This window comes from Streptomyces racemochromogenes, assembly GCF_044129415.1.
Lineage (GTDB): Bacteria > Actinomycetota > Actinomycetes > Streptomycetales > Streptomycetaceae > Streptomyces > Streptomyces racemochromogenes_A.
Genome location: NZ_JBBDHD010000072.1, coordinates 19,939 through 36,386, shown reverse-complemented (window position 1 = coordinate 36,386; position 16,448 = coordinate 19,939). Strand labels below are relative to the sequence as shown.

16 protein-coding genes are annotated in these 16,448 nt (G+C 73.5%); 11 read left to right on the top strand and 5 right to left on the bottom strand.

Annotation, left to right across the window (positions count from 1 at the left end):
- Positions 1–79: 79 nt before the first annotated feature.
- Positions 80–1,102: a septation protein SepH gene (gene sepH / locus WDV06_RS24240; RefSeq protein WP_395511892.1), complete on the bottom strand. Its 1,023-nt coding sequence runs from the start codon at positions 1,100–1,102 to the stop codon at positions 80–82.
- Positions 1,103–1,640: 538 nt separating this feature from the next.
- On the opposite strand from sepH, the gene WDV06_RS24235 reads away from it, so the two are divergent.
- Positions 1,641–2,465, top strand: coding sequence for a hypothetical protein (locus WDV06_RS24235; protein ID WP_395511891.1), 825 nt, complete (start codon positions 1,641–1,643; stop codon positions 2,463–2,465).
- Positions 2,466–2,472: 7 nt separating this feature from the next.
- Here the strand turns inward: WDV06_RS24235 and WDV06_RS24230 are convergent, their stop codons facing one another.
- Complete coding sequence (locus WDV06_RS24230) at positions 2,473–3,804, bottom strand: D-arabinono-1,4-lactone oxidase (protein ID WP_395511890.1); 1,332 nt, start codon at positions 3,802–3,804, stop codon at positions 2,473–2,475.
- Complete coding sequence (locus tag WDV06_RS24225; protein WP_395511889.1) at positions 3,752–5,008, bottom strand: MFS transporter; 1,257 nt, start codon at positions 5,006–5,008, stop codon at positions 3,752–3,754. The genes WDV06_RS24230 and WDV06_RS24225 overlap by 53 nt, the downstream gene beginning before the upstream one ends.
- Positions 5,009–5,192: 184 nt before the next feature.
- On the opposite strand from WDV06_RS24225, the gene WDV06_RS24220 reads away from it, so the two are divergent.
- Together WDV06_RS24220 and WDV06_RS24215 are read left to right on the top strand one after the other, a co-directional pair.
- Positions 5,193–6,359 (top strand): ferrochelatase, encoded by a 1,167-nt coding sequence (locus WDV06_RS24220; RefSeq protein ID WP_395511888.1) that lies wholly within the window; start codon positions 5,193–5,195, stop codon positions 6,357–6,359.
- 9 nt (positions 6,360–6,368) lie between these two features.
- On the top strand, positions 6,369–7,172 hold the full coding sequence (locus WDV06_RS24215; RefSeq protein ID WP_395511887.1) for an inositol monophosphatase family protein: 804 nt from the start codon (positions 6,369–6,371) through the stop codon (positions 7,170–7,172).
- Positions 7,173–7,322: 150 nt separating this feature from the next.
- On the opposite strand, the gene WDV06_RS24210 is transcribed toward WDV06_RS24215, so the two are convergent.
- The gene (locus WDV06_RS24210; RefSeq protein ID WP_362063422.1) at positions 7,323–7,490 is read right to left on the bottom strand and encodes a hypothetical protein; all 168 of its coding nucleotides are present in this window, start codon (positions 7,488–7,490) and stop codon (positions 7,323–7,325) included.
- Positions 7,491–7,758: 268 nt separating this feature from the next.
- Between WDV06_RS24210 and WDV06_RS24205 the strand changes: the two genes are divergently transcribed.
- The 4 genes from WDV06_RS24205 (at position 7,759) to WDV06_RS24190 (ending at position 11,289) form a co-directional block, all read left to right on the top strand.
- Positions 7,759–8,412: a response regulator transcription factor gene (locus WDV06_RS24205; protein ID WP_042809534.1), complete on the top strand. Its 654-nt coding sequence runs from the start codon at positions 7,759–7,761 to the stop codon at positions 8,410–8,412.
- 4 nt (positions 8,413–8,416) lie between these two features.
- Positions 8,417–9,661, top strand: a complete 1,245-nt coding sequence (locus WDV06_RS24200) for a sensor histidine kinase (protein ID WP_395511886.1) — start codon at positions 8,417–8,419, stop codon at positions 9,659–9,661.
- A gap of 383 nt (positions 9,662–10,044) precedes the next feature.
- On the top strand, positions 10,045–10,341 hold the full coding sequence (locus WDV06_RS24195; RefSeq protein WP_042809536.1) for a DUF4193 domain-containing protein: 297 nt from the start codon (positions 10,045–10,047) through the stop codon (positions 10,339–10,341).
- Between the two features lie 9 nt (positions 10,342–10,350).
- A complete protein-coding gene (locus WDV06_RS24190; protein ID WP_395511885.1) occupies positions 10,351–11,289 on the top strand; it encodes a hypothetical protein in 939 nt (312 codons plus the stop codon).
- A gap of 12 nt (positions 11,290–11,301) precedes the next feature.
- Here the strand turns inward: WDV06_RS24190 and WDV06_RS24185 are convergent, their stop codons facing one another.
- The gene (locus WDV06_RS24185) at positions 11,302–11,775 is read right to left on the bottom strand and encodes a DUF3093 domain-containing protein (RefSeq protein ID WP_395511884.1); all 474 of its coding nucleotides are present in this window, start codon (positions 11,773–11,775) and stop codon (positions 11,302–11,304) included.
- Positions 11,776–11,833: 58 nt separating this feature from the next.
- On the opposite strand from WDV06_RS24185, the gene WDV06_RS24180 reads away from it, so the two are divergent.
- From WDV06_RS24180 to WDV06_RS24165, 4 genes are all read left to right on the top strand, one after another.
- A complete protein-coding gene (locus WDV06_RS24180) occupies positions 11,834–12,418 on the top strand; it encodes a PaaI family thioesterase (protein ID WP_395511883.1) in 585 nt (194 codons plus the stop codon).
- The gene (gene dut / locus WDV06_RS24175; RefSeq protein WP_395511882.1) at positions 12,418–12,954 is read left to right on the top strand and encodes a dUTP diphosphatase; all 537 of its coding nucleotides are present in this window, start codon (positions 12,418–12,420) and stop codon (positions 12,952–12,954) included. Before WDV06_RS24180 ends, dut begins: the two co-directional genes overlap by 1 nt.
- A 1-nt stretch (position 12,955) precedes the next feature.
- Positions 12,956–13,723 (top strand): DUF3710 domain-containing protein, encoded by a 768-nt coding sequence (locus WDV06_RS24170; RefSeq protein WP_395511881.1) that lies wholly within the window; start codon positions 12,956–12,958, stop codon positions 13,721–13,723.
- Between the two features lie 169 nt (positions 13,724–13,892).
- On the top strand, positions 13,893–16,445 hold the full coding sequence (locus WDV06_RS24165; protein ID WP_395511880.1) for a DUF4118 domain-containing protein: 2,553 nt from the start codon (positions 13,893–13,895) through the stop codon (positions 16,443–16,445).
- Positions 16,446–16,448 lie beyond the last annotated feature (3 nt).

Sequence of the window (16,448 nt, the reverse complement as noted above, 5' to 3'; positions counted from 1 at the left end):
CCCCCCCCCCCCCCCCCCCCCCCCCCCCCCCCCCCCCCCCCCCCCCCCCCCCCCCCCCCCCCCCCCCCCCCCGCGCGGGCTACTCCTGCTTCTTGCGCCGGGTCCCGAAGACGATCTCGTCCCAGCTGGGCACCGCCGCGCGGCGCCCGGGCCGGACCCCGTCCGCCTCGGCCTGCCGGTCCGTCGTCCCCGTCAGCCGCTCGCGGTGTCCCGCGACCGTGCGGGGCATCAGCACGTCCGCGTACGCCGCGCCGGCGCCGGCCGAAGCCGCCGCGGCCGGGGGTTCCTCCGTCACGGCCTCCTCGTCCGCCACGTCGGTGCGCTCCGGGACCACCAGGTCGCCCCGGAAGCTGGGAACGGCCTCCAGCAGGCTGGTCAGCGTGTCCCGTTCCTCCTCGGGCTCCGGCGCGGGCGGCGGCGGGGCGGGGCGTTCGATCGGCCGGTCGAGGGTGCGGTCCAGCGGCCGGTCGCGCGGCAGCCGGGCGATCCTCGGCACGAACGGGAAGCTCGGCTCCGGGGTGGAGGGCAGGTCGTCCGACTCGCCGATCAGGGAGCGGGCCTCGTCGTCCACGGCGACGACCAGTCGGCGCGGCGGGTCGTACGTCCAGCTCGCCGAGTGCGGCTCGCCCACCACCCGGTAGACCAGCAGCACCTCCCACGTGCCGTCGTCACGGCGCCAGGAGTCCCACTGCACGGAGTCCTTGTCGGCCCCGCGCAGCGTGAGCCGCTCCTGCACGGCCTCGCCGAGCTGCGGTCCGGTGTTCTCCCCGGGGCGGCGCACGGGGGTCTTGCGAGCCCGCTCGGCCATGAAGGCGCGCTCGGCCAGGACGGGACCCTCGAAGCGGCGGACCCGGTCGACCGGGATGCCGGCGAGCTGTGCGACCTCCTCAGCGGAGGCACCGGCCCGTATGCGGGCCTGGATGTCACGGGGACGGAGGTGGCTCTCCACCTCGATCTCGATCTGGTTCAGGCGCGCGCGGTCATTGCGCACGGCAGCCCGCAGCCGCTCGTCGATCGGAAGCGTGTACTCCGTGCTGTCCGCAGCCTTGAGCACCAGTCGTGTTCCGTCATTCGAGACGGCCACGACACGCAGTTCGGGCATGGGGACCTCCCGGGTGGTGCCTGCCGACGTCACGTGCGTCGCTGCTTCCGCTAGTCGAGTGTGGCCTGCCCGGGTGCAGCCTGCCACAACCTTGCCGAGTTAAACCGGCGTGTCGGGCATGCGCCCTTGATCGACGTTATGGCACGGTTACCTGTTGGGCACGCACAGTGACCGAGTGGTTACTGTGCGCAGCAGGAGCCCGTGCGATACCGCGGCATCACCGGTCTTGAGTGCCGCTTCTCCGTCAGCCGGCCCCCTCTCCCGGGTCCGGACATCCGAAAGGAAGGACGGCCCCAGGGCTCGCCACAGTACTCCATTCGGGCCACCTGGGTGGACCGCCGCGCCGCCGAAGTTGTCCGGGGCGGCGGGAGTTGGCCTGCCCGGAATCGGGTCCGGAAGCCGGTCCACCTGCGTGCGCGGCCGTTTCGGGGTGTCGTGCTTCACAGAATCCGCAGAAACGGAACTTCTCGTTTCGCTCAGGTGTCGGTAACTGCTGGAAGAGGAGAAGCGCAAGGGGCAGGACGCACAGGGGATGACGATGGGTCGGAAGACACCGAGGGAAGGCGGGCCGGGCGGCCGTGAGGACGACGCGCGGGGCCCGGAGGGCAAGAAGCTCGACCTGAGCGTGGCCCAGGTCGCGGGCAGTTCGCTCGCCACCGTCGCGGCCGCCCTGCTCGCCTCCCGGCTCGGCGTCTACGGAACCATCCTCGGTGCGGGCGTGGTCAGCGTGGTGGCCACCGCCGGCGGGCCGGTCATCCAGTACGCCTTCCGCCGCACCGGCGACCGGCTGCGCGCGGGCGCCCGCCCCGGGGGCCGTCAGGTCCCCGCCCCCGCCGGGGAGCGGGGGAGCGGGGCCGCGCCGCCGGGGGAGTTCGGCGAGGCCACGGTGCACGGCACCCGGGTGCGGGGCTGGAAGCGCACGGCGGTGGCCTCCGGGGCGGCCTTCGCCCTCGCCGTCGGCGGCCTGGGGACGTACGAGGCCCTCGCGGGCACGTCCGTCAGCAGCGGCGGCGGCACCCTCCTGTCGGGCGGCTTCCGCACGGCCCCCGACCACCGTTCCTCCGAGCGGGAGACCGGGCCGGACTCCGGGGGCCGCGACCGGCGGGGCGAACAGGGCGGGAGGAAGGGCGAGGACGGCAAGGGCGGTACGGGCGGCAAGGACGGTACGGGCGGGCGGAGCCCCGGCCCCGGCTCCGGGAGCTCCCCGACCCCCTCCGCCCCGCACGGCCCCGACCCGACCCCCACCCCCTCCGGCTCCTCCCGCCCCGACCCGTCCCCGGCGCCCTCGCGGCACACCCCCACCCCGGGCCCCGGCGGCGGCACCGGCGCCCCGGACACGGGCGGCGCCTCCGCCGGGGAGTGAGCGGGCGTCAGTCGCCCAGCACCCGCCGCAGGTAGTCGTTGCCGAACAGCCGGTCCGGGTCCAGCCGGTCGCGCAGCTCCGTGAACTCCCCGAAGCGCGGGTATGCGGCGGCCAGGTACTCCGCGTCCCGGGTGTGCACCTTGCCCCAGTGGGGGCGTCCGCCGTGGGCGGTGAAGATGCGCTCGGCCGCCGTGAAGTAGGCCTGGTACGGGGTGCCCCGGTACATGTGCACCGCGATGTAGGCCGTGTCCCGCCCCGAGGCCGTCGACAGGGGGATGTCGTCGGCCGGAGCCGTCCGCACCTCCACCGGGAAGCTGATCCGCAGGCCGGAACGGTCGACCACGGCCTTGAGCTCCCGCAGCGCCGCGACGGCCCGCTCGCGCGGGAGGGCGTACTCCATCTCCACGAACCGCACCCGGCGCGGGCTGGTGAACACCTTGTACGGGACGTCCGTGTAGGTGCGCGCCGACAGGGCGCGGCTGGCGATCCGGGCGATGGAGGGGATGGCCGCCGGGACCGCGCGGCCCAGCGAGTTGACGGCCTGGAAGAGGCCGTTGGACAGCAGCTCGTCCTCGATCCAGCCGCTGACCGCTCCGGGCGGGGCGGCGGGGCCCTGGCTGCGGTTGTTCCGCTTGGTGTTGCAGTTGCCGGTGTGCGGGAACCAGTAGAACTCGAAGTGCTCGTTCTCCGCGACGTGCTGCTCGAACTCGGCCGTCACCCGGTCGAAGCGCATCGGCTCCTCACGGGCGGTCAGGAGGAACAGCGGCTCCACGGCGAAGGTGAGCGACGTGACGATGCCCAGCGCGCCGATGCCCAGGCGGGCGGCCGCGAACACCTCCGGATTCTCCTTTTCGGAGCAGGCCAGCAGCCGGCCGTCGGCCGTGACCAGCTCCAGCGCGCGGATCTGCGCGGCGATCGAGGCGGAGTCGCGGCCGGTGCCGTGGGTGCCGGTGCTGGTGGCGCCGGAGACCGTCTGCTCCATGATGTCGCCCATGTTGGTGAGCGAGAGGCCCTGGGCGGCCAGGGCGCGGTTGAGGTCCTTCAGGGCCGTGCCGGCCGCCACCGTGACGGTGCCCGCGGTCCGGTCGACAGACAGGATCCCGGAGAGCCGCTGGGGCCGTATGAGCACGCCGTCGGTGGCGGCGGCCGCGGTGAAGGAGTGGCCGGTGCCGACCGCCTTCACCCGCAGGCCCTGCGACGCGGCCCGGCGGACCTCCTCCCGGAGCTCGTCGACCGAGCCCGGAGCAACCACCCGTGCGGGCGTGGCGCGGACGTTGCCCGCCCAGTTACGCCACGTGGTCCGCCCGCTCTCCGCTGCTTTCCCCGATGTCGCCGTCACGCGAGGGCTCCTCCCCTTGCGCCGGCCTCGTCAGCCGGCGGTAACCCGCGAACGCCACCGCCGCCGCGGCGGCCCCCGACGAGATCGAGACGACGTACCCGCGCTGGGCCCCGGCCGCGTCGATGACCAGACCGGTCACGGAGGAACCGATCGCGACACCGACCGCCAGGCCGGTGCTGATCCACGTCATGCCCTCGGTGAGCTTCGCGCGTGGTACGTGCGCTTCGATCAGGGCCATCGTGGTGATCATCGTGGGAGCGATGGCGAGGCCCGAGACGAAGAGCGCCACGGCCAGAAACGGAAGGTTCCCGGCCAGTAGGAGGGGGATCATACTCACGGCCATCGCACAGATGCCCAGTACCCACCGGCGTTCCATCCGCCCCTTGAGGTGGAGCAGGCCGAAGACGATGCCCGCCAGACAGGATCCGGCCGCCCAGATGGCCAGGATGAAGCTGGCGGCCGCCTTGTGGCCCTGCTCCTCGGCGAAGGCGAGGGTGGACACGTCGATGGAGCCGAAGATGGCGCCGGTCGCCACGAAGGTGGCCGTCAGCACCTGGAGGCCGGGGGAGCGCAGGGCGGACGAGCCGTCGCCGTCCGCACTGCGCGGGTGGGGCGGCGGCTCGGTGGCGCGCTGCGCGGTGAGCAGCCAGACGCCGACGAGCAGGCAGCCGGCGGCGATCACGGGTCCGGCCTCGGGGAACCAGGTGGTGGACAGGCCGATGGCCAGGATCGGGCCGAAGATGAAGCAGACCTCGTCGATCACGGACTCGAAGGAGTACGCCGTGTGCAGCTCGCGCGGGGCCTCGCGGTAGAGCTCGGTCCAGCGGGCGCGGACCATCGAGCCGACGCTGGGCACACAGCCCGCGACCGCCGCGAAGACGAACAGGGTCCAGTCGGGCAGCCCGTTGGCGGCGGCCAGCACCAGGGCGGTGACGGAGGCGACGGAGACCAGGGTCGCGGGCCGCAGTACCCGCCGCTGCCCGTACTGGTCCACCAGCCGGGAGACCTGGGGGCCCATCACCGCGGCCGCCAGGGCCAGGGTGCCGGTGAGGGCGCTCGCCATCGCGTAGCGGCCGGTGATCTCCGAGATCATCGTGAGGATGCCGACGCCGACCATCGAGATGGGCAGGCGGCCTATGAGGCCGGCGGCGCTGAAGGCCTTGGTGCCGGGAGCCGCGAATATCGCGCGGTAGGGACTGGGCAAGGTCTCTCCGTAAGGGACGTCTTCGGCCCATACAGGTTACGACCGCCCAGGGGGCACCCGCACGGGGAAAGGGCGACACCGACAGGTCAGGCGGTGGAAGTTAGGGTCACCTTACCTGGGATGCGTCCCGTCATGCGGACCGGCCGGTTCTCCGGCGCGCGCCCCGGGTGGCAGGATTCGGGGCATGTCAGACCAGCTCCGTGCTCCCGACGCGCCCGCGGCCGAAGGCCTCGCGGCCCCCTACGACGCCCTCCTGCTGCTTTCCTTCGGCGGCCCCGAGGGACCCGACGACGTCGTGCCGTTCCTGGAGAACGTCACCCGCGGCCGGGGGATCCCGCGCGAGCGCCTCAGAGAGGTCGGACAGCACTACTTCGGCTTCGGCGGGGTCAGCCCGATCAACGAGCAGAACCGCGAGCTGCTGGCCGCCCTGCGCAAGGACCTCGCGGACGCCGGGCTGGACCTGCCCGTCTACTGGGGCAACCGGAACTGGGCCCCGTACCTCACCGACGTGATGCGCGAGATGGTCCGCGACGGGCGGCGCCGCATCGCCGTCCTCGCCACCAGCGCGTACGCCTCGTACTCGGGCTGCCGCCAGTACCGCGAGAACCTCGCCGACGCCCTGGCCACCCTGGCCGAGGAGGGCCTGGAGCTCCCCCGGGTGGACAAACTGCGGCACTACTTCAACCACCCCGGCTTCGTGCAGCCCATGATCGACGGGGTGCTCGCCTCCCTCGCCGCCCTCCCCGAGGACGTCCGCGGCGGCGCCCACCTGGCCTTCACCACGCACTCCATCCCGACCGCCGCCGCCGACGCCTCCGGCCCCGTCGAGGACCACACCGGCGGCGGCGAGGGCGGGGCGTACGTCCGCCAGCACCTCGACGTCGCCCGCGTCATCGCCGACGCGGTCGCGGCCGAGACCGGCACCGACCGCCCGTGGAAGCTCGTCTACCAGTCCCGCAGCGGCGCCCCGCACATCCCGTGGCTGGAGCCGGACATCTGCGACCACCTGGAGGCCCTGCACGGCGAGGGCGCGCCGGCGGTCGTCATGGTGCCCATCGGCTTCGTCTCCGACCACATGGAGGTCCTCTACGACCTCGACACCGAGGCCACGGCCAAGGCCGCCGAACTGGGGCTGCCCGCCGTGCGCTCCGCCACCGTCGGCGCCGACCCGCGCTTCGCCGCCGCCGTCCGGGAACTGGTGCTGGAGCGCGCCGCCCGCGAGCGCGGCGAGCGGCCCGCCGAGTGCTGGGTCGGCACCCTCGGCCAGAGCCACGACCTGTGCGCGGTGGGCTGCTGCCCGGCGCGCGCGCCCCGCCCGGCGGCCGCCGGCGCGGACAGCCCGTACGCGTAGGGGGAGAGCGTGATCTCCGAAGAGCTGAAGGCCGAACTGCTGGCCGTGGGCCTGGAGGCCGCCCGGCGGGCGGGGGAGCTGCTGCGCGACGGCCGTCCGGCCGACCTGGCGGTGGCCGCGACCAAGTCCAGCCCGATCGACGTCGTGACCGAGATGGACCTCGCGGCGGAGAAGCTGATCACCGGGATCCTCACCGAGCGGCGGCCCGAGGACGGGCTGCTCGGCGAGGAGGGCGCGGACGTCCCCGGCAGCAGCGGGATCCGCTGGGTCGTCGACCCGCTCGACGGCACCGTGAACTACCTCTACGGGCTCCCCGGCTGGGGCGTGTCCATCGCCGCCGAGTACCGGGGCGAGACCGTGGTCGGGGTCGTGGCGGCGCCGATGCGCGCGGAGACGTACCACGCCGTGCTCGGCGGCGGGGCCTGGTCGGGTACCGCCCGGCTGGCCTGCCGCGCCGCGGCCCCGCTGGACCAGGCGCTGGTCGCCACCGGGTTCGGGTACCTCCAGGCGCGGCGGGAGCACCAGGCCGAGGTGGCCCGGCGGATCATCCCCCGCGTCCGGGACATCCGGCGGGGCGGCTCGGCTGCGCTCGACCTGTGCGACGTCGCGGCCGGCCGGCTCGACGGCTACTACGAGCGCGGGCTCAATCCCTGGGACTACGCGGCGGGCGAGCTGATCGCCCGCGAGGCGGGCGCGCTGACCGGGGGCCGGCCCTCCGAGCCGGCGTCGGGTGAGCTGACGGTGGCGGCCACCCCGGCGGTGTTCGCCTCGCTCCAGCCGCTGCTGGACGAGGCCGGGGCCTGGCACGACTGAGTCCCGGGCCCGGACGCGAACGGACCCCCTGCCGCAGGTGCGGCAGGGGGTCCGTCGCCGTTCCCGGCGCCCGCAGCGGAGCGGGGGCTCCGCTGCGGGCGCCGTCGCTCGGGCCGAGGCGGCCGGAGGCAGACCGGGGCGGTGCCCCGGTCAGGCCGCCGTGACCGCCACGCCGTGCTCCGCGGCGAGCCGCTGGAGGTCTTCCAACGCGGCCTGTTCCACGTCCGCGAGGTAGTCGTCGCCCGTCTCACGGGCCTTGCTCAGGTCCGACTGCGTGGCGCTGATGCGCTGCAGGAGTCCCGCGGTGAATGCGTCCATGGTGGGTGCGCCCCCTCTTCGTGGGTCGCGGCGTACCTGCGCGAGGCAGTCCGCCGTCAGGAGTGGATGGGGTGTGCAGACGTCCTCCCCGGCACCCTGGGCCCAGAAACCTCCTGAGGCGAGGGAATCCCCACTTCCGTCCCCGCGGGGGCCCGAGAAGGGGCTCAGGGGCGCCTTACAGCCGGTTTACGGCCGAAACCGGCAGGATGGAGGCGCAATACAGGTGTGCCCTCAGGTGTGCCCTCGGGGCTCGAAGGAAGGAAACGACGTGCGCGTACTCGTCGTCGAGGACGAGCAGCTGCTCGCCGATGCGGTGGCCACCGGCCTGCGCCGGGAGGCCATGGCCGTGGACGTCGTGTACGACGGCGCCGCGGCCCTGGAGCGCGTCGGGGTGAACGACTACGACGTGGTCGTGCTCGACCGGGACCTTCCGCTGGTGCACGGCGACGACGTCTGCCGGAAGATCATCGAGCTCGGCATGGCCACCCGCGTCCTCATGCTCACCGCCTCCGGCGACGTCAGCGACCGCGTGGAGGGCCTGGAGCTGGGGGCCGACGACTACCTGCCCAAGCCCTTCGCCTTCAGCGAGCTGACCGCCCGGGTCCGCGCCCTGGGGCGGCGGACGACCGTGGCGCTGCCGCCGGTGCTGGAGCGGGCCGGGATCAAGCTCGACCCCAACCGGCGCGAGGTCTTCCGCGAGGGCCGGGAGGTGCAGCTGGCGCCGAAGGAGTTCGCGGTGCTGGAGGTGCTCATGCGCAGCGAGGGGACCGTGGTCTCCGCCGAGCAGCTGCTGGAGAAGGCCTGGGACGAGAACACCGACCCGTTCACCAACGTGGTCCGCGTGACGGTGATGACACTGCGCCGCAAGCTCGGCGAGCCGCCCGTCATCGTGACCGTGCCCGGTTCCGGCTACCGGATCTGACCCGATGGCCGCGACCCCCTCGCCGCCACCGGCGCCACCGAAACCGACCTGGGACCCCGGCCAGCCCGAGGGTCCTTTCCCTTGGCTGCGGCCGACCATCCGGATACGGCTCACGCTGCTCTACGGCGGCATGTTCCTGATCGCCGGGATCCTGCTGCTGTCGATCATCTACCTGCTGGCCGCGCAGGCCCTGCGGGAGGGCAACGCGCTCCCGTTCAAGATCGTGGGCGGCCAGAAGGTCGAGGTCTCCAGCAGCACCTGCCCGGGCGTCGGCATCAACCAGTCGATCGAGCAGTTCAACGCCGCGATCGGGCAGTGCATCCTCGACCAGCGCAAGCACGCCCTGGACGACCTGCTGAGCCGCTCGCTGATGGCCCTCATGGGGCTGAGCGTGATCGCCTTCGCCTTCGGCTACGCGATGGCCGGCCGGGTGCTCTCGCCGCTGGGCAAGATCACCCGGACCGCCCGCCGGGTGGTCGGCTCCGACCTGACCCGGCGGATCGAGCTGGACGGGCCGGACGACGAGCTCAAGGAGCTGGCCGACACCTTCGACGAGATGCTCGACCGCCTGGAACGGGCCTTCACCGCCCAGCAGCGGTTCGTGGCCAACGCCTCGCACGAGCTGCGGACCCCGCTGGCCATCAACCGGACCCTGCTGGAGGTGCACCTCTCGGATCCCGGTGCGCCGGTGGAGCTCCAGCAGCTGGGCAAGACCCTGCTGGCCACCAACGAGCGCAGCGAGCAGCTGGTCGAGGGCCTGCTGCTGCTGGCCCGCAGCGAGAACCAGATCGTGGAGCGCAAGCCCGTGGACCTGGCGGAGGTCGCCTCGCGCGCCATCGACCAGGCGCGCGGGGAGGCGCTGGCGAAGGGCGTGGAGATCCGCGGCGAGCGTGCGCTGGCCGTGGTCCAGGGCAACGGCGTGCTCCTGGAGCGGATCGCCCTGAACCTGGTGCAGAACGCCGTCCGGTACAACGTGCCGGAGGACGGCTGGGTGGAGGTGACGACCGAGGTCCAGCACGGCCAGGCGGTGCTGATCGTCTCGAACACGGGTCCCGTGGTTCCCGCGTACGAGGTGGACAACCTCTTCGAGCCCTTCAGACGGCTGCGTACGGAGCGAACGGGCAGTGACAAGGGTGTGGGGCTCGGCCTGTCCATCGCGCGCTCTGTGGCGCGCGCACACGGCGGCCGCATCCTGGCGACCCCGCGGGAGGGCGGAGGCCTGGTGATGCGTGTCACGCTGCCCCTTTGATCCACCCCCGGGCTGTTCGCTGTCAGCGGAACAGCCCGGGAGTGCGGCGGGCCTCGGCTGTGTGATCGATCACATTGTCGAGTGTCCGGGCATGCGCGTTCCGTGACCCCTGGAAGGCCGGAAAGCCCGGGAAGTCCGGGTTTCCGGCCCCTCGAATGGCGGGAAATACACGGGGTGGCGTTCGTGCAAGGCGACCCCCGGACCGTGTACGGTCCCGGTCGTCATCCCAGCTGCGGGCCCCTGCGGGCGTGGGGCTGGGTGTCGATTGAGTAACAGACCTTGATGTGAGGCAAAATCTCCGCCTCAGGTCGGGCACAAGTCCGGCCTCTCGCGCGTTACGTGCGCTGAGACACCGCTAAATCCCAGAGGGGGAGAGCGAAAACATGGCAACGGACTACGACACCCCACGCAAGACCGACGACGACGTCGACAACGACAGCATCGAAGAGCTGAAGGCGCGGCGCAGCGACAAGGTCACCTCCAGCGTCGACATCGAGGACTTCGACGGCGCCGAGAGCCTGGAGCTCCCGGGTGCGGACCTCTCCAACGAGGAGCTGGCCGTCCGGGTGCTGCCCAAGCAGGCCGACGAGTTCACCTGCATGAGCTGCTTCCTGGTGCACCACCGCAGCCAGCTGGCCCGCGAGAAGGACGGCCAGCCCATCTGCCGTGACTGCGACTAGGTCTCGGCCGTGACCGGCTCGACGCCTTTCCGGAAGCTCCGCTTTCGGAAGACCGGCGATCCGGCGGCAGGAGCGCAGGCGGAAGCCACGGGCCCGGAAACGGGCCCCGGGGCCGTCGGCGACCCGGCCTCCGGGGCGGCCGTCGTGCCGTCCGACACCGCCGCGGCGGTGCCGTGGGCCACGGCGGCGGACGAGGAGTCCCGGGGCAGGCCCGGGGCGCGTCGGATGCAAGCCGTCAAGAACGGTGTGCGCAAGGGCGGCGAGCACGCGAAGAACGCCGCCCTGTACATCACCGACCGCATCATCGAGAACGCCCCGCGCGTTCCGGTCAGGGACCTCGCGACACTGCGCGCGCAGTTCCCCGGCCTCGGCCCCGACCAGCTGGCCGACAAACTGATCGCCGGGGCGGCGAACGCCACCTCGGCCGTCGGCGCGAGCGTCGGCGCCGCGGCCATGCTGCCGGTGCCGCCCGCCCTGCTGGCGGAGCTGGCCACCGAGATCACCGGCGTCGCCGCCATCGAGCTCAAACTCGTCGCCGAACTGCACGAGGTCTACGGGCAGCGGCCGCCCGGCTCGAAGAAGGACCGAAGCCTCGCCTACCTCTTCGCCTGGACCGAGGAGCGCGGGATCGACCTGACCAGGCCGACCACCCTCAACGCGGCACTCGGCGGCCAGATGAGGCGCGAAGTGCGCCAGCAGGTCATGAAGCGGACGTTCCGCAACCTCCCGAACCTGATGCCCTTCATGGTGGGCGCCTTCGTGGGCGCGGCCATGAACCGCCGGGACACCCGGAGAGTCGCCGAGAAGGTGCGCACGGACCTGCGCCGCAGGGCCGTGCCCTGGGAGGCCCTCCCTGCCGCCCCGCCCCCGCAGGACCCCGCCCAGCCCCTTCCCGGGGCCTCCGGCGCCGCCCCGGCACTGCCGGAGGGGGACGGGTTCGGACGCTGACCGCCCCGGCTCTCACGCCTGGGGGGCGGACGCCTCCCGCGCCGCACGGACCGCCGCCGCCAGGGCCTGCGGCTCGCGCGTGGACACGTACAGGTACGGGGTCGGGTCATCCGGGTCCGTGACCTCGATCCGGACGGCCGTCGGGATGTAGCTGCGCATCAGCATGAAGGCCCGCATGTCGGCCTTGTACGTGCGCCAGGCCCGCGCATCCTCGCCCTCCAGCACCTCGGGCTCGCCCAGCGCCGACACCGGGATCCGGGCCTCGCCCGCCGCCAGCACCCCGTTCACCACGCGCACCCGCGCGGAACCGATCGAACTCACCAGCATCCCGGCCAGCGCGCCGCCGGCGACGAACCCCGCCAGCAGCGGCAGGGTGCCCAGCGGAAGCGTGATCAGGGCGCCGGCGACACCGGTCAGCGCGGCGATGCCCCACCAGGAGCGGGGGGCGGACAGGCGTTCGTCGTGGTGCGCGGGGGAGAGCTGCATGCCCTCAAGCGTCCCACGAGGCGACCGGTGGGTAGCCGCGCGGGTAAGGTCTGCGGCTGTGAGTGGACGAAACACAGCGTTGACGCCCCCGGCCGATGCCGTCGCTCCGGTCCGGCATCCCGATGCCCCGGCACCCGGAGAACTCCTCGGTGCGCACTACGAACACTGTTTCGGGTGCGGTGGGGGTCAGCCCCACGGGCTCCACCTGGAGGCCCGCGCCGGCGAGGGCGTGCGCGTCACCGCCGAGTTCACCGTCCGGCCCGCCCACCAGGGCGCGCCCGGCCTCGCCCACGGCGGGGTCCTGGCCACCGCGCTCGACGAGACCCTGGGCTCCCTGAACTGGCTGCTGCGCGTCATCGCGGTGACCGGCCGGCTGGAGACCGACTTCGTGCGGCCCGTCCCCGTGGACACCGTGCTGCACCTGGAGGCCGAGGTCACGGCCGTCGCGGGCCGGAAGATCTACTCCACCGCCGTGGGCCGGATAGGCGGCCCCGAAGGTCCCGTCGCCGTCCGCGCCGACGCGCTCTTCATCGAGGTGAAGGTCGACCACTTCATCGACAACGGCCGTCCCGAGGAGATCCGGGCGGCGATGTCCGACCCGGACCAGGTCAGGCGCGCACGCGCCTTCGAGGTGAACCCCTGATGTCCCAGAACAACCCCGCGCCCGTCGACGTGCTGATCCGCCGCGTCGACCCCGAGGTGCCCCTCCCCTCCTACGGTCACCCCGGCGACGCCGGCTGCGACCTGGTGACCACCGTGGCCGCCGAGCTGGAGCCGGGCGAGCGGGCCGTCCTGCCCACCGGCGTCTCCATCGCGCTGCCCGACGGCTACGCCGCGTTCGTGCACCCGCGCTCGGGCCTGGCCGCCCGCTGCGGGCTCGCGCTCGTGAATGCCCCGGGGACGGTGGATGCCGGGTACCGTGGAGAGATCAAGGTGATCGTGGTCAATCTCGACCCGCGCGAGAGCGTCCGGTTCGAGCGCTTCGACCGCATTGCCCAGCTGGTTGTCCAGCGGGTCGAGAAGGTGCGCTTCCACGAGGTGGCGGAACTTCCCGGCTCGGCCCGGGCCGACGGGGGGTTCGGCTCCACCGGCGGTCATGCGGCCGTGGCCGGATCCGGCGCTGGTCAGCAGGGTGGGAATGGCTACGCTTCGGTCGTAACCGACCGGGAAGGACAGTGACGTGTTCGGACGTCGCAAGAAGAACGACTCCGCTGACGACGGCGGCGCGGCCGAGCAGGTCGACGGCGTGCGCGCCGACGAGGCGGCCGAAGCCGAGGAGCCCCGGCGGGTGAACCTGCCGCCGGCCCCGCGGCCCGACGGCCCCTGGGACGTCTCCGAGGTGCCCGGCAACCCCGCCGACGGCCGGGTCGACCTGGGCGGCATCCTCGTACCCGGTGTCGAGGGCATGGAACTGCGCGTCGAGGTCGCCGGTGACGCGATCGTCGCCGCCACCGTGGTCCTGAGGGACAGCGCCGTCCAGCTCCAGGCCTTCGCCGCCCCCAAGAAGGAGGGCATCTGGGGCGAGGTCCGCGAGGAGATCGCCTCGGGCATCACCCAGCAGGGCGGTCTCATCGACGAGGTCGACGGCCCGCTGGGCTGGGAGCTGCGCGCGCAGGTCCCCGTACCGCTGCCCGACGGCCAGACCGGCGCCCAGCTGGTGCGGTTCGTCGGCGTCGACGGCCCGCGCTGGTTCCTGCGCGGCGTCATCTCCGGCCAGGGCGCGGTGCGCCCCGAGTCGGCCGGTGTGCTGGAGCAGATCTTCCGGGACACCGTCGTCGTGCGCGGCGACGGGCCGATGGCCCCGCGCGACCCCATCGTCCTGAAGCTGCCGAACGACGCCCAGATGGTGCCGGACGGCGTGCAGACGGCCGAGGACCAGGAGAGCTCCCGCTTCTCCGGCGGGATGGGCCAGCTGGAGCGCGGTCCGGAGATCACCGAGGTCCGCTGACCCCGGTCCGCCCCCCCACGCGGCCGTGACGGCCGGCGGGCTCCTTCGGGAGACGGCCGGCCGGCACCGCCCCGCGCCCCGGCGCGCCCGGCGTCAGGGATGCGTCAGAGATCTCCGTCCGGCCCCCCGCCGGTGCGTGAACAGCGGGAACGTCCCCGAGAATGAGCGCATGGGACGCGGCAGGCTGAGGATCTATCTGGGCGCGGCACCCGGTGTGGGCAAGACGTACGCGATGCTCGCCGAGGGCCACCGGCGAGTGGAGCGGGGCGGCGACGTCGTCGTCGGCTTCGTCGAGCACCACGGGCGCCCGCGCACCGAGGTGATGCTGCACGGCCTCGACCAGGTGCCCCGCCGGCAGCTGACCCACCGGGGGGCCTCCTTCACGGAGATGGACGTGGACGCGGTCCTGGCCCGCCGTCCCGCCGTGGCACTCGTCGACGAGCTCGCGCACACCAACGTCCCCGGCTCGCGCAACGCCAAGCGCTGGCAGGACGTCGAGGAACTGCTCGGCGCCGGGATCGACGTGGTCACCACCGTCAACATCCAGCACCTGGAGTCCCTCGGCGACGTGGTCGAGACGATCACCGGGGTGCGCCAGCGCGAGACCGTCCCCGACGAGGTGGTCCGGCGGGCCGACCAGGTCGAGCTGGTCGACATGTCCCCCCAGGCGCTGCGCCGGCGGATGGCCCACGGCAACATCTACCAGCCCGACAAGGTCGACGCGGCCCTGTCCAACTACTTCCGGCCCGGCAACCTCACCGCCCTGCGCGAGCTGGCGCTCCTGTGGGTGGCGGACCGGGCCGACGAGTACCTCCAGCAGTACCGGGGCGAGCACGGCATCCGCTCCACCTGGCAGGCCCGCGAACGCATCGTCGTCGGCCTCACCGGCGGCCCCGAGGGGCGCACGCTGATCCGCCGGGCCTCCCGGATGGCAGCCAAGGGCTCCGGCAGCGAGATCCTCGCCGTCTACATCGCCCGCAGCGACGGCCTGACCGCGGCCTCCCCCAAGGAGCTCGCGGTCCAGCGGACCCTGGTCGAGGACCTAGGCGGAACGTTTCACCATGTGATCGGCGACAACGTCCCCGAGGCGCTCCTCGCCTTCGCCCGCGGGGTCAACGCCACCCAGATCGTCCTGGGCTCCAGCCGCCGCAAGGCCTGGCAGTACGTGCTGGGCCCCGGGGTGGGCGCCACGGTGGCCCGTGACTCGGGGCCCGACCTCGACGTGCACATCGTCACGCACGAGGAGGTGGCCCGGGGGCGCGGACTGCCCGTGGCCCGCTCCGCCGCCCGGCTGGGACGGCCCAGGATCGTGGCCGGCTGGCTGGTCGGGGTGGTCTTCCCGGTCCTGCTGTGCCTGCTGCTGACCCACATCAGCACGGACCCCGGCCTCGCCAACGACATGCTGCTCTTCCTGGGCCTGACCGTGGCGGCGGCCCTCCTGGGCGGGCTCTGGCCGGCCCTGGCCTCCGCCGCCTTCGGCTCACTGCTGCTGAACTACTTCTTCGTCGAGCCCCTGCACCGGTTCACCGTCTCCGACCCCCGCAACATCATGGCCATCTCGGTCTTCTTCGGGGTCGCCGTCTCGGTGGCCTCGGTGGTGGACCTCGCCGCCCGGCGCACGCACCAGGCCGCCCGGCTGCGCGCGGAGTCCGAGATCCTGTCGACGCTGGCCGGGAGCGTCCTGCGCGGCGAGACCGCCCTGGACGCCCTGCTGGAGCGGGTCCGCGAGACCTTCGCGATGCGGTCGGTGGCCCTGCTGGAGCGGGCCGACGAGCGGGAGCCCTGGACCCGGGCCGGAAGCGTGGGCCCCGCCCCGGCGGCCCGGCCCGAGGACGCCGATGTGGACATGCCGATCGGCGACCACATGGCGCTGGCCCTGTCCGGGCGGGTGCTGCCCGCCGAGGACCGCCGGGTGCTCGGCGCCTTCGCGGCCCAGGCCGCCGTCGTACTCGACCGCCAGCGGCTGGTGGGGGAGGCCGAGGAGGCCCGCCGGCTGGCCGAGGGCAACCGGATCCGCACCGCCCTGCTGGCCGCCGTCAGCCACGACCTGCGCACGCCCCTGGCCTCCATCAAGGCCTCCGTCAGCTCCCTGCGCTCCGCCGACGTGGAGTGGTCCGAGGAGGACCGGGCCGAGCTGCTGGAGGGCATCGAGGACGGCGCCGACCGGCTCGACCACCTGGTGGGCAACCTGCTCGACATGTCACGGCTCCAGACCGGCACCGTGACCCCGCTGATCCGGGAGATCGACCTCGACGAGGTGGTCCCGATGGCCCTGGGCGGCGTACCGGAGGACAGCGTGGAGCTGGACGTGCCGGAGACGCTGCCGATGGTGCGGGTGGACCCCGGGCTGCTGGAGCGGACGGTGGCCAACGTGGTGGAGAACGCCGTCAAGTACAGCCCCCCGGGCCGGCCGGTGCTGGTCGCGGCCAGCGCCCTCGGCGACCGCGTCGAGGTCCGGGTCGTCGACCGCGGCCCCGGGGTCCCCGACGAGGCCAAGGACCGCATCTTCGCCCCGTTCCAGCGGCACGGCGACGCCCCGCGCGGGGCCGGCGTGGGCCTCGGCCTGGCGGTGGCGCGGGGCTTCGCCGAGGCCATGGACGGCACCCTCGCCGCCGAGGACACCCCCGGCGGCGGGCTGACCATGGTGCTCACCCTCCGCGCGGCGGCCGGCCCGCCGCGCCCGCCGGAACCGGACCCCTCCCCGACGGCGTTGACCGCGTGAACC

Coding starts and splice junctions, on each gene's coding strand:
- WDV06_RS24210 (WP_362063422.1), bottom strand. CDS start 7,490: ATGGACGCATTCACCGCGGGACTCCTGCAGCGCATCAGCGCCACGCAG.
- WDV06_RS24195 (WP_042809536.1), top strand. CDS start 10,045: ATGGCAACGGACTACGACACCCCACGCAAGACCGACGACGACGTCGAC.
- sepH (WP_395511892.1), bottom strand. CDS start 1,102: ATGCCCGAACTGCGTGTCGTGGCCGTCTCGAATGACGGAACACGACTG.
- dut (WP_395511882.1), top strand. CDS start 12,418: ATGTCCCAGAACAACCCCGCGCCCGTCGACGTGCTGATCCGCCGCGTC.
- WDV06_RS24235 (WP_395511891.1), top strand. CDS start 1,641: ATGGGTCGGAAGACACCGAGGGAAGGCGGGCCGGGCGGCCGTGAGGAC.
- WDV06_RS24165 (WP_395511880.1), top strand. CDS start 13,893: ATGGGACGCGGCAGGCTGAGGATCTATCTGGGCGCGGCACCCGGTGTG.
- WDV06_RS24200 (WP_395511886.1), top strand. CDS start 8,417: ATGGCCGCGACCCCCTCGCCGCCACCGGCGCCACCGAAACCGACCTGG.
- WDV06_RS24220 (WP_395511888.1), top strand. CDS start 5,193: ATGTCAGACCAGCTCCGTGCTCCCGACGCGCCCGCGGCCGAAGGCCTC.
- WDV06_RS24185 (WP_395511884.1), bottom strand. CDS start 11,775: ATGCAGCTCTCCCCCGCGCACCACGACGAACGCCTGTCCGCCCCCCGC.